This window comes from Pirellulaceae bacterium (assembly GCA_029243025.1).
Lineage (GTDB): Bacteria > Planctomycetota > Planctomycetia > Pirellulales > Pirellulaceae.
Genome location: JAQWSU010000053.1, coordinates 102,885 through 115,661, shown reverse-complemented (window position 1 = coordinate 115,661; position 12,777 = coordinate 102,885). Strand labels below are relative to the sequence as shown.

Here is a 12,777-nt window from a genome sequence, read left to right as displayed (position 1 = left end):
GTGATTGAGAAGGCCTGTGCACTTGAGTACCCGTGAACTTCCGATTAGAAAACAACGATACTCACGAGAGGCACCACCAGTATGAAAGACCAACTCATCATTCTGCCGGGGTTCGGAGGAAACGCTGCTCTCTGGGAACATCAATCTACACATTTAAAAGAAATCGCAGATCCAAGCATCATCGCCAACGCGACTGAGAATCGCGTGAAAAAGATGGCCGATCTCATCTTAGACCAGTGTCAATCGTCGTTTCATTTAGTCGGACACTCGTTGGGTGGATGGATCGCTCAGTGGGTCGCGATCAAAGCGCCTCATCGTGTCAAAACGTTGACCTTGCTCGGCACCTGGCCGGGAGACTCGTCACCCGCACTGCTCAAAACCTTCCGAGAGATGCTCACTCAAGTTAATTCGGGAAAACGAGAAAGCATGCTCGATGCGATCAGACCCACAACGGTCCGTCCGGATCATCTCAACGATGAGTTCCTTATGCAGACGCTAAAAACCGCCCAGGATCGGTTTCCAACAGCAGACTTGATTAATCAAATTCAGTCAGAAATTCACAGCGAATCAACAACGAACTATTTGAATCAAATCACCTGCCCAACCCTCGTCATTCACGGCCGACAAGACGCTTTTTTCTCTCTGAAGATTCAGCAAAACATCTGCGACAAAATCCCCAAGGCAAACTTGACCGTTGTTGAAGATTGCGGCCACATGTTACCGATCGAGCAACCACAGGCAGTCACCTCACTAATCCGTCTACAGCTCCAATTCCACAGCTAAACCAGAGTTCAAGCGACCAAATAAATCTCGTGCAGATCGAAAACAAAGCTTCCGCAACAATCGACCAGAACAGAAACACTTACCCGAGGCAGTCCATCCACTTGCTGATCTGTCCGGCCAGTTTGCTGATTCAAATTTATTCACGCGATGGGATTACGCATGAGTTCAGATAAGATCTCCATTAACAAGAAACTTGTGTGGTGCATCGCATCGATTGCAGCAACAGGTGGTTTGCTTTTCGGATTTGACACGGGTGTCATTTCCGGTGCCCTGCTATTTCTCAAGCAGGATTTCAAACTTACTTCTGGTGCTCAGGAATGGGTCGTCAGCGCCGTTTTACTCGGCTGCATTGCGGGTTCGGCCGTCAGCGGTAGCCTGGTCGATCAACTGGGTCGTCGTCGATCCATCATCTACACAGCCTGCATTTTCGCTATCGGATCAATCTGGACCGCCTTCGCTGGAAATGTCGCTGCACTCATCGCTGGCCGTATTGTCGTTGGCTTAGCGATTGGCGTTTCGTCGTATGCGGTACCGCTATACATATCAGAGATATCGCCCCCGCAATATCGAGGAGCCTTGGTTTCACTCAACCAGTTGCTGTTAACAATCGGTATCGTGGTTTCCTACATCGTGGATGATCTTTTTGCCAATACCTCAGAAAGCTGGCGAGCGATGTTTTTCGCAGGCGTAATTCCAGCCGCGATTCTCGGAGTCGGTATGTTTTTCCTGCCAGAAACTCCAGGATGGCTGGCCGGAAAAGGACACGACGATGAAGCCAAAACTATTTTGCAACGCCTGATGCCGGGTCTCGACACTGACAGGGAGCTTAACCATTTAAAACAGGCCACCTCGCTGAATAAGAAAGAATCACAGAAGCAACTGCTGTCAGCCTGGCTACGACCGGCGTTGTTCGTTGGCGTGGGGATCATGTTCATCCAACAGGCAACCGGCATTAACACCGTCATCTATTATGCTCCCACTATTTTCGAAATGGCTGGATTCACATCGGCAACAACGGCCATTACTGCCACCGTAAGTGTCGGACTTGTCAACGTTTTGATGACCCTGGTCTCGATCCAACTCGTCGACCGAATCGGGAGAAAACCGCTCCTCTCCGGCGGTCTGATCGGCATGACTATCAGCCTCAGTGGTTTAGCTCTCGGATTTGAGTTTGAAGCCGAAATGGGCGCCGCACTGAAGTGGATGACGATCACGATGCTCTTTATCTACATCGGATCATTTGCGATTAGTGTCGGTCCCATCGCCTGGTTACTCATCGCCGAGATCTATCCCTTGCAGGTGCGCGGACTTGCCATGAGTTTCGCCACTCTCTCGAACTGGGTATTTAATTTCATTGTTTCAATTACTTTCTTGACCTTAGTAGAAAGGCTTGGAAAGGCGGGTACGTTCTGGCTTTATGCGTCGATCGGGATGGTTGGCTGGTTATTCTGCCGACTCTATATTCCGGAAACGAAAGGCGTTGCCTTGGACACGATTGAAGATAACTTGCGACGCGGCGTACCCACGAAACATCTGGGCCAATCGAATTCAGAATCGGACTCACGTTGAGCTACCATCGTCTGTTTCAGATGATTTACTTGGCATCCGCTCCCACGGCCGATCGAAAAGTATTTGACGAATTTCCCATGGTAGCAAACCGGCTCAAACCACTTGGTTCGCGCCCAACCAGCTGGCACCTACAATGAATGGCTTGCTGTCGTCCTGCCTTTCGCAGTCATGGAGCCTAGTAAATTGCACATCACGAGAATCTCTCGCTGCCCCAGTTACATCTTTGCCCTCCTGGTCGCGGTCGTCACATTTGGCAATCCAATTTCGCTCAGCGCGGACGACCGACCTAACATTCTATTTCTTTTTTCCGATGATCACGCCATCAAATCAATCTCAGCCTACGGTGGTCCCTTCGCCGAGGTCGCACCCACACCCAACATTGATCGGATCGCACGCGAAGGGGCCGTATTCCTCAATTCTTTCTGCGCGAATTCGATCTGTGGCCCCTCGCGAGCAACGATTCTCACAGGGAAGCACAGCCACAAGAACGGCTTCATGCGAAACACAGGCAAAGGATTTAACCAGAGTCAATGGACGGTCGCCAAAGCCTTGCAGCAGGGCGGCTATCACACCGCAGTAATCGGCAAGTGGCATTTAAAAACCGAACCCGTCGGATTTGATTACTGGGAAATCGTGCCTGGGCAGGGTAGCTATTACAATCCTGTATTCATCCAAATGGATGGAGAGCGAAAACAGTTTGAGGGCTATGCAACCGATCTCACGACCGACAAAGCGATGCGATGGATGGAAACGCGTGATAAATCCAAGCCATTCTTCTTGATGTGTCAGCACAAAGCGCCCCATCGGACATTTGCGCCAGCGTTACGTCATCTAGGGAGCTTCGACAACGTGAAAATCCCGGAGCCGACCACGCTATTTGACGACTATCAGAATCGCAGCCAAACGCTAGCCGGCAACGAGATGGAAATCGATCGCCACTTCGATTGGGCCTATGACGCAAAAGTTAGAAAAGACGAACGGGGCGATGTGATCCTACCAGCGCCAGACCGCTATGGCACGCCCGAATACAATCGCATGACAGATTCTCAAAAGGCCACTTGGAATGCATTCTTCGGTCCACGAAATCGTGATTTCCTCAAAGATTTCAAATCTGAAAAACTCAGTCATCATGACATCGTTCGGTGGAAATATCGGCGTTATATGCGGAATTATCTCAGCACGGTGAAAGCAGTCGACGAAAGTGTCGGGCGGATGCTCGATTATCTGGAAGAAAATGGATTGGCCGAAAACACGATTGTCATTTATTCATCCGATCAAGGGTTCTACCTGGGCGAGCATGGATGGTATGACAAGCGATGGATGTTTGAGGAATCATTTCGGATGCCATTTCTGATCCGTTGGCCGGGAACGGTGGCCCCCAACAGGCGACCGACCGAGCTAATTCAAAACATCGATTATGCGCCAACATTCATGGAGATCGCTGGGCTCGCAAGCCCCGCCGATATCCAAGGGCGCTCAATTGTTCCCCTGCTGAATGGTGACAACCGTGAGTGGCGTAACTCTCTTTACTATGCCTACTATGAGTTAGGCGAGCATGCGGTTCCACAGCACTTTGGAGTTCGCACCGACCAACATAAACTGATTTATTTCCCGAAAACCGAAGAGTGGAATTTGTTCGATCTTAAACAAGATCCAGACGAAATGATCAGTGTCCACAATGAACCGGCTTATCGAGACACTCGAAAATCGCTTGAGGCGGAATTCGTACGTTTGCGTGAACAATTCGATGCGCCACCATTTCCGTAGCTCCCCCCGCCCCTTTCACGACCCATTTCATGGCAGAAAGGCTCGAGAACAGACCAGCTTACCTCGTGCCATGCGTCTCTCACACTTGCTCACAAATCTGTCTCTCGGGGTATAATTCGCCTCCTGGGCCACGCCCCACCCAACAGATGTCCTCCACGGCTCCTTTCCCATTACAATCACGTTGAAGGAGACGGGCGCATCGACTAACATTCACGAATCGGATTGGGAAAAAGTCAGACTCAGGAATCACACGATGTTTTCCCTTCAGCTCTCACGCCGAGATGCATTGCGAGGCAGCATTGGTCTAACACTACCAACGCTACTTCAATTGCGCGCTCATTCGGCTTCACCAAAACGGTCGGCAAAGTCGTGCATCATTATTTACCTGTGGGGGGGTATTGCACATCAAGAATCCTGGGATCCCAAACCGCATGCCTCGTCAGACTTGCGGGGTGAGTTCAAAGCGATTTCAACCGCGACTCCGGGCATTCAATTCTGCGAACACATCCCCTTGATGGCCAACCATTCCAATAAGCTCGCGGTAGTGCGTTCACTTCATCACACGATCGGCGGCCACGGTGGAGCTCTCTACAACAGCATCACGGGGCAACGGGCGCCAGAGGGTAAGGCCAAAGACCGAAAAAACTGGCCTTCCATCACCTCGATGCTCTCCAAGTTTCGTGATTCAGATGCTGGAACACCACGCGCAATTTGCATGCCTTATTTGAACTACGACAACGGAGCGTTGATTCAAGGTCAATTCGGGGGTTGGCTGGGTGGAAAATACGATCCGATCATGATGCGAACTCCCGCCGGAAAACCGTACGGCGGCACTTCCCGATACACAAACCACGAGTTGGATTTGAAGCTGAACATGAAGCGGGAGCGAGCGTTCCATCGGCAAGGATTGCTCAACCATTTGGAACGGCAGGTCGGCACACAATCCGATTTCTCAGAACACAATCTTTTCCGTACGATGGCCGAAGATATGCTACTGAGTTCGCCGGTCAAAGAAGCTTACAACCTCGAAAACGAAGACCCAAGAATCCGCGTCATGTACGGTGATCATATCGGCGGCCAAAGTATGTTGCTCGCGCGCCGACTGACCGAGGCGGGGGTTCCCATTGTTCAGGTAAATGCCGGAGCCGGTGATCTTGCAGGGGGTGGAGGCGACAACTGGGACACCCATCGAGATCACTTTCCCAAAATGAAAAAACGTCTCTTACCCGTCTTTGATCGATCGATTTCCGCCTTGCTTACCGATTTGGAACAACGCGGTTCCCTCGAGGAAACCTTGGTCGCTGTACTGACTGACTTCGGTCGCACTCCCAAGATCAACAATAATGGTGGACGCGACCATTACCCCGCAGTCTACTCGCAGATCTTAGCCGGCGGTGGAATTCGCGGCGGTCAGGTTTACGGCAGCAGCGACGTCCAGGGTGCCGCGCCCCATGACAACCCTTGCACGCCCGCAGACTTTCACGCAACCGTCTATCGAGCCATGGGGATCGATCCACGTGAGGAATTACGAGATGCTGCCGGTCGCCCCTTTCAGATCTGTCATGGGAAACCACTACCCTTATTTTGAAAAAATCTGTTCCTGCAACATCCGACTCAAAAGATCGCAATCCTGCATTCGCACTGCCTATCTGAACATCGCTGCCTATCGAAAAAGTAGTCCTGTGAAATATTCCCCACTAACATTTACCTGTTGGATCGTCTTCACTGGACTGTTCTGCTCAAGCTTTGCTCACAGCGATAACAATCTGGATACCATTTCTTTCATCGAAAAAATGGGCGGCACCGTTCAGCAAAAAGGGGGTCATTTTGAGATCGACTTTCACTTGCGAGGACGGGCGCTGAATGACGACCAACTGAGCCGGCTTGCCAAACTGAAAAATGTGGTGGCTTTGAATCTCAGCAACACGAAGATCACCAGTGCAGGACTTGTGCATCTGCAAGACTTCGACAAGTTACGTTGGTTGCATTTAGAAAAAACGCAGGTGGGCGACGATGGCATGGACTATTTAAGCCAACTACCCAACCTTGAATACTTGAATCTGTACTCGACAAACATCACTGACAAATCTCTTGAAAAGCTCAGCCAATCCAAACGACTTGCTCGGTTGTACGTGTGGCAAACGTCTGTCACCGATACGGGCGTCGCCAAGCTCAAAAAGGCGATTCCACAGCTTAAGATTGTTCGCGGCTTAGACTTGAATAAGCTAGCTACGTCCTTTCCCGCAGAGGCGGAAATCGCCAAACCAACACTCGTGCTCGATTGGGTTGCCATCAACCATCGATCCGAGGCTCCTCCAAAATCCGAAACCGGAATTAATTGCCAGCTCCTGTTCGAGAACAAATCAGCTAAAAGCATTAAGCTCTATTGGATCACCTATGGAAACGGCGAACTTCAATTTTACGCCAAGATCGCCCCAGGCGCGACACGTCAACAAAACAGCTACGCACGCAATGTGTGGTTGGTAACCGACGACGATGATCAACCGCTTGGATATTTCCTTGTCGGAGAGGACAATGCTTCTGCGGTGATTCCCAGCGAAGCGTAGCGTCGGTTGAGAAAACCTCCTGAACCATTCAGACAAACGGTGAAGCCAAATTCTGGAAAGTCGGCGATGGACCGGTAAGCCGTTGAGCATTTACTTCGTCAGGAAGACGTCGTTCTGAACCACCAATTGGATCAGATCGCGCATGCGATAACCGTCAAGCTTCCATTGTTCGACAATCGCATCAACCTCGCCGCGATCGGTTGGCTCAAGCAATCGGCCTGTTGCATAGGTCAACATCTTTTCCGTGAGGCAGCGAGCCACCTGACCTTCGCGTTCCAGCAGCAGTTGCTTGAGTTCCACGACATTCATCACTTCACGATCGTTTGCCATCGTCGTCGATGCGTCAATCGGGGGGCCGCCCTTCGGGTATCGTTCGCGCCAACGACCAATGGGATCAAAGTTTTCGAACGCGAAGCCCAAGGGGTCGATTTTTCGGTGACACCGATTGCAGACCTCTTGCTGGCGGTGGATCTTCAGTTGTTCGCTAATCGTCTTCGCATTCCGCAAATCGGGCGAGAGCGGTTCCACATCGGGCGGAGGAGGTGAAGGAGGCATCCCCAAGATACTTTCCAACACCCAGACTCCCCGCTTAACCGGTGAGGTATCGACACCATTCGCTGTGGCGGTCATCACACTGGGCTGTGTTAAGATACCGCCTCGACGCCGATCGTTTGTCACTACCTTTCGCAACGATTCACCGCGAACATCTTTTCGGTTGTAGAACACCGAAGCGATGGCTTCATTCAAAAAGGTGTAATCGGAATCAATCAGCAGCCGCAACGGTCCATTCGTTTTCACCAAATCTGCAAAGTAGGCATCCGTTTGGGCAACAATTTGCGGTTCCAAGCGTCGATCCCAATAGACTCGAAACGGCCCGGTCAATTCGGGCGGCGTCTCCGCCAGCTTATCGAGTCGCAGCCAGCGTTCTGTAAAGTGTCTCGTAAAGGCAGCACTTCGATCATCAGCAAGCATTCGGTCGACCTGTTGGCGACGCACCTGAGGATCTGTCAGGCGATCGGTCCTCGCTAATTCAAACAGTTCTTTGTCAGGCATGGACGACCACAGAAAGTAACTCATGCGCGACGCAATCTCAAAGCTAGTCAAGGGACCACCAGATTCTCGCAAGTACAGAAAATCGGGTGAACACAGAATCGCCGTGTAACCGGCCTGCAAGGCTTTGATCCGGCGAGCTGTCTCACGATCTAAACTCACCGGCTTCTTACTTGAGTTCTCTTTGACGGCAAGCGGAACATCTTGAAATCCAGGTCCGCTCCAGGAAGCATGAAAGCGATTAGGACGGCCATAAGCAAAGTACTCGACGTACAATGAAGAAATTCCCGGTTCGAGCTTCAACTTGCCTTTTTTTTGCGAGGCGCCATGCAGACCGTCGTGCTCAATCACCTGCCGCCCGTCGACAAGCATGCGAGCTCCATCGTCAGAGGCCAACTGAAACGTGTATTCACCCGCCTGCTTCACAACAAGCTGCCCCTCGAAGACCAGTCCAAAATAGTCATCACGACCAGCCAGACGAATGTCGATCAAACCGCTAGCCGCCAATCCTTCGTTTTCCGGATTCAGCTGTGAGAAGTCGGGCAATTTCGACCACTTCCCCTGATAAGCACGATAACGAAGCTTCTGTATCGCCTTTGGTTCTGGCCTGGATTGAGGCTTTAATCGCGAGCGAACCAGTTCTACAATCGGCGAGATTTCTGCCGCTGTAACGGGTCGGCGAAAAGCACGCTCGGCAAAACGCAGCAGGAGCGGCTCGATCGAATCTTCCTCCCGCTGACCAGAAGCAGTGTGACCACTCCCATAGAGTGCAGTGTGGCTCTGCGGTGGCCACTCATCAATGAGGGGCTCCAAACTCAGACGATGGATTTGCACGCTGGGGCCACGATAATCTTCCAGCGCCCCCACGGCCATCTCGCGGGACCACTGTTGCCGAGCTTCTTTGTACTTCTCGTTATCTGTAATCTGTTTACGATCGGGCGGCGTACGATACTTGTCTGACAGAAATGTCTTCACAATCGAGTCGCTGCGAGCCTCACGATCCGTAGGCCCATTTTCCCAGATCAGCTGTGGTGTCCAGCGAGTGTCGATCCAACACTCAACGGTAAAAGTTCGCTTTTGACCATCCCCTGGAACCTCGAACGTCTGCAGTGAAATGTGATCGTTACGTGTTCTGGTTTTAAACAGTCGCAACTGAATTCGCATTGGCTCATCCTGACTGGCAGTGACCATCTGCCCCCAGGGATGCTGCTGATTCTGGCTGGAGATTTCAACGGTGATGCGATAACGACAAGAGGTACCCACACCGCCCCGTAACTCATCGGGTGTAATCGTCTCGCGTCGATAAAACGTGTCCCAATCTGGCTGGACCTCGCGAGCGATTCGTTCGAGGTCTCCGCGCGGCTTCTTCACAATATGTCCGGTCAGGTTTCGAGTCGGCACCTTGGGACGTGGACCTGCTTCCGTTGCAAGTAAGAGACTTTCCTCGCTCGCGTCAAACATTAGGTTCAGGAGAAAATCGGACATCACCAAGCGATTGCCGATGTTGTCGAAGCCCTGTTCCACCTCATCCCCCGGAAAAGATCGAAAAGGATCGTTGCTCGTATTTTCGACGCTACCGTTGCCATTGTTGTCGACCAAACGGGCGACGTTTCCAACTCGCATTTCCGGATCGTTGATGTACAACAGATCGCGTACCGTGTTCCGCAACTCAAATCGATTTAAACGGCGTGTAACCGTTTTTCCACCGGTACTGCGACGGGCGGCGTAAGCCTTACGCAATCGCTGCGTCAGCAAATCAATCACCTCGGCTTGCCGCGACGCGTCCGGCGTCGGTTCGCTTTCAGGAGGCATCTCGCCCAGATTGAGTTGATCCAAAATCCCTTGCCAGCGTCTCAACGTTTCAACATCAGAAAGATCCACCGCCAACGTATCAACACGCAGATCGTTTTCTTGCTTATCGGCACCGTGGCATGAAAAACAGTGTTTCTCAAGAAATGGCCGTACCACATCGACTGGTTCGGCGTGCGTTCCACTGCATGACAGGATCACCAGAATCGTAACGAGCAACATTCGCACGCGCAATTAACTCCAATCGAAATCCGGCAGCGCTCCGGTGCTCGATCCGAATTGATCAATCTCAAGACCGTGATGCTGAAGAATCGACAACAGCAGGTTCGCAGCAGGCACGCGGCGAGAATCTTCTGCCGAATAAACCTTGTGCTCACCATGCTGGAAACCTCCACCTGCCAATAACAAAGGCAAATTTTTTGTCGAATGGGGGCCAGTCGCCATACCGCAGCCAAACATGACGGTAGTATGATCCAGCAACGTTCCGCCATTGATCAAGTCTTCCTGTGCTTTGAGCAAATCAATCAGGTGCGCCATCTGACGCATTTTGTTATTCTCGATCAGCTTGAGCGCGGCGATATGGTCAGGCCGCTCTCCATGATGAGAAAAACCGTGATAACCACCACTCAATCCAAAGTCACCATTCGCAAACCCGGATGAAAGCGTAATCGCGCGAGTGGCATCCGTCTGAAAGGCCAAAGCGATCAACTCAACCGTCGCTTTCAGATCTGCCTCGGTGCCTCTCCCCTGTACCGGTTCGGAGCGGTCGGTTGTCGGTTTTGGGCGATCCAACCAGGGCTGCTGCTGTTCGATTTTCTTTTCCAGCGTACGAACGGCGTCTAAGTATTCGGCAAACTTCTGTTGATCACGTTTCCCTAGATCCTGGTGAACAGACTTTGCCTTATCGAGCACAACATCCAAAATGCTATGTCGCCGTTTCAGGCGATCTGAAACACTCGCTTTCTTTTCCGAAGACTCCTCCAGAAATAACGCCCGATACATTTTCCGCAGGTCGATGGCAGGAACTTGAACTCCTGTCCGAGTAAAGCTGACAAAATTCGACTCATTCACGCGGACCGTCATCGACGGAAAACGCGTGGCAGCGCCCTCATACTCGGCAATCTTCTGATCAACACTGATATTGCCTTCGGAAAAGTGCGTGGCAAGGTGTGGACGCACACCACTCAGTAACACAGGCACGCCCTGATGACCAATCGTATTGCCGTGATCCAGATTCGAAAAAACGGTTAATTGCTCACGATGGCGTTCCAACGGCTGAAGGGTCTCCGGCATTTCGTAGCTAGCGCCGGCTTGCTCACTGTTGGGAAAAAACGCCTTCCGGTAAACGCCATAATTATTGGAAAGACAGACAAATCGCTTGATGGGTCGTTTTGCTTCGGCCGCTCTTGCAGATGGGACCATCGCCTCCAACATCGGCAAGCCAATTGCCACGCCGGCGCCACGAAGCAAAGTTCGTCGATCAAGGACTGTTCGCATTACAAATTCTCAGCCTAGAGTGAAACAACGTGAGCTGATATTTTAGTTGACAGCTCGATAAAACTCCAATTCATTGCCCATGCTCAAGGGAATCTCCCTCGCACATGCCTTTAAACTCCAGAAATGGACAGTATTTTCCCCAACAATTCGACGGATCGAACGAAAGTCTTCAGGGAACGCAACAACAGCCATCACGAATTGCCGGCGGCTCAATAAACACTTGCTGCCTTGCAGCCAAAGCCTTAAGCTTCGCCGTCAATCCTCGCAGCGTTAGAATCAAGGAGTACCATCATTTCGCAAAAAATAATCGCAGGTCAGCTAGTAATTAATTTGGATCGAGCAGTTGCCGACAACGGAACGCTGCCGGCGCGAAGCCAGCACCCGAGTCAAAACTCGAGGATAAACTCGCTGAGTTTGCTTACCGCCGTGGCTATCGTCGTGCTTGCAGGTTGTGACGCGACCGTTCGAACGATTACCCGAGAGGCAAAACCGCTCGCCTACGTCGGCCAAATTAAGCTCGGCGATCCCGCGTCTCAAGACGGACAGATTCTTATTCCGATGAAGTACATTGGCGGTGATTGGCAGCAAAATTCTGCGATTGTTCCGATCGATGTGAAGACGACAGTCGCAGACAACCAAATTGAAATGACGGTCATCACGTCAGTCCATACTGACACGAACCCAGAGAAGGGTCGTCGACTCGTTCTACCTGAGGCTTCTCAAGGACAGTACACAGTTTATTACCGGGATCCGGATGGGAAACGTCACGAAATTGGCGATTTAAAGATTGCGGAATGATGCGCCCCGCCATTAGCGGTCATCGATAAATCGGCGTTGCGAACGACTTCGGGTCCTATGCGATCCACCGGCGCAGCTTTTGAAATTCATCATTCATATCCCTGCTTTACCTTGTCCTACCGCCGATGCATCTTCTTGCCGTCGTGTCGATGCCTTACGACGCGAATTCGACGAACTCAAGCATGTGTCGCAGGAGCCGGATGGAGTGAACAAACTGGCATAATTCTCCTGATTACTTTTTGGCTGGTTGAGCCCAACCTCGATCCTGAACAATCAGCCATTTGCCTTTTTTCTTGACCAAGATGCAACTGTAGCGCCCACGATCTGCTCGTGATTTGTCGGTGCTACCGGTGTTTTTCCAAACGCCTGTCTCAACAACAATGCGGGGCGAAAGAATCTTGCGATCCACCTCGGTAATTTCCTGTTGTACAGCACCGTCTTTACCAAATTCCTCCTCGAATCTTTTCAGCAATGATTTTCTGCTGCGATGATGAACGTCATCGTCATAAATCACATCGGCCTTCAGGTCGTAAAGCTTGGAAAGGGCCTCCGCATCTTTTGCGTTGAACGCCGTCTTCCATTGTTCGAGTACGTCTGTCACTTCGACTAGAATCTTGTCTCTCTGTGCTTTCTTAGCGGCCTTTTTTTTATTGGCGTCTTGAGCCAAAGCACTGGTAGCAAGACAGGCAAAAATCAGTACGACAGTGACGTTAGTTTTCATGCTCTTAATGTCCTTAGAATTTACGGGAATTTTGCTGGTGCCTATCCACGCGTCGGTCGTGTGTATCATGCCTCTTGTGCACATTTATCAGGCGTTCACCTGCCTCGTGTGGCAAATTGGCCAATGCCATAAATGCTGCGGCCGCATTGTCTGCAGATCAGAGTTCGCGACTATAACAGTTGAACAGCCACGATTCCAGGGAAGCCAGAAAACCCA

At 51.2% G+C, this 12,777-nt stretch carries 9 protein-coding genes; 6 read left to right on the top strand and 3 right to left on the bottom strand.

Annotated elements, in window-relative coordinates:
* Positions 1 to 81 precede the first annotated feature (81 nt).
* From P8N76_26055 to P8N76_26035, 5 genes are all read left to right on the top strand, one after another.
* On the top strand, positions 82 to 783 hold the full coding sequence (locus P8N76_26055) for an alpha/beta hydrolase (GenBank protein MDG2385161.1): 702 nt from the start codon (positions 82 to 84) through the stop codon (positions 781 to 783).
* 159 nt (positions 784 to 942) lie between these two features.
* Entirely contained in the window at positions 943 to 2,352 is a 1,410-nt protein-coding gene (locus P8N76_26050; protein MDG2385160.1) for a sugar porter family MFS transporter, read from the top strand.
* Between the two features lie 183 nt (positions 2,353 to 2,535).
* Positions 2,536 to 4,119 (top strand): sulfatase, encoded by a 1,584-nt coding sequence (locus P8N76_26045; GenBank protein ID MDG2385159.1) that lies wholly within the window; start codon positions 2,536 to 2,538, stop codon positions 4,117 to 4,119.
* Positions 4,120 to 4,372: 253 nt separating this feature from the next.
* On the top strand, positions 4,373 to 5,707 hold the full coding sequence (locus P8N76_26040) for a DUF1501 domain-containing protein (GenBank protein MDG2385158.1): 1,335 nt from the start codon (positions 4,373 to 4,375) through the stop codon (positions 5,705 to 5,707).
* A 94-nt stretch (positions 5,708 to 5,801) separates the two neighbouring features.
* Positions 5,802 to 6,686 carry a hypothetical protein gene (locus P8N76_26035; protein MDG2385157.1) on the top strand — a complete coding sequence of 295 codons (885 nt, stop codon included), beginning with the start codon at positions 5,802 to 5,804 and terminating at the stop codon, positions 6,684 to 6,686.
* A gap of 90 nt (positions 6,687 to 6,776) precedes the next feature.
* Here the strand turns inward: P8N76_26035 and P8N76_26030 are convergent, their stop codons facing one another.
* Both P8N76_26030 and P8N76_26025 read right to left on the bottom strand, forming a co-directional pair.
* A complete protein-coding gene (locus P8N76_26030) occupies positions 6,777 to 9,767 on the bottom strand; it encodes a DUF1592 domain-containing protein (GenBank protein ID MDG2385156.1) in 2,991 nt (996 codons plus the stop codon).
* A 12-nt stretch (positions 9,768 to 9,779) separates the two neighbouring features.
* Positions 9,780 to 11,042: a DUF1552 domain-containing protein gene (locus P8N76_26025; GenBank protein MDG2385155.1), complete on the bottom strand. Its 1,263-nt coding sequence runs from the start codon at positions 11,040 to 11,042 to the stop codon at positions 9,780 to 9,782.
* Positions 11,043 to 11,480: 438 nt separating this feature from the next.
* On the opposite strand from P8N76_26025, the gene P8N76_26020 reads away from it, so the two are divergent.
* Positions 11,481 to 11,840, top strand: a complete 360-nt coding sequence (locus tag P8N76_26020) for a hypothetical protein (protein MDG2385154.1) — start codon at positions 11,481 to 11,483, stop codon at positions 11,838 to 11,840.
* Positions 11,841 to 12,072: 232 nt separating this feature from the next.
* Here the strand turns inward: P8N76_26020 and P8N76_26015 are convergent, their stop codons facing one another.
* Positions 12,073 to 12,561 (bottom strand): nuclear transport factor 2 family protein, encoded by a 489-nt coding sequence (locus P8N76_26015; GenBank protein MDG2385153.1) that lies wholly within the window; start codon positions 12,559 to 12,561, stop codon positions 12,073 to 12,075.
* Positions 12,562 to 12,777: the final 216 nt, after the last annotated feature.

What these genes read in the sequence shown, in the direction of transcription:
- P8N76_26055 (MDG2385161.1), top strand. Translation starts at nt 82, where the DNA reads ATGAAAGACCAACTCATCATTCTGCCGGGGTTCGGAGGAAACGCTGCT.
- P8N76_26050 (MDG2385160.1), top strand. Translation starts at nt 943, where the DNA reads ATGAGTTCAGATAAGATCTCCATTAACAAGAAACTTGTGTGGTGCATC.
- P8N76_26040 (MDG2385158.1), top strand. Translation starts at nt 4,373, where the DNA reads ATGTTTTCCCTTCAGCTCTCACGCCGAGATGCATTGCGAGGCAGCATT.
- P8N76_26030 (MDG2385156.1), bottom strand. Translation starts at nt 9,767, where the DNA reads ATGTTGCTCGTTACGATTCTGGTGATCCTGTCATGCAGTGGAACGCAC.
- P8N76_26025 (MDG2385155.1), bottom strand. Translation starts at nt 11,042, where the DNA reads ATGCGAACAGTCCTTGATCGACGAACTTTGCTTCGTGGCGCCGGCGTG.
- P8N76_26015 (MDG2385153.1), bottom strand. Translation starts at nt 12,561, where the DNA reads ATGAAAACTAACGTCACTGTCGTACTGATTTTTGCCTGTCTTGCTACC.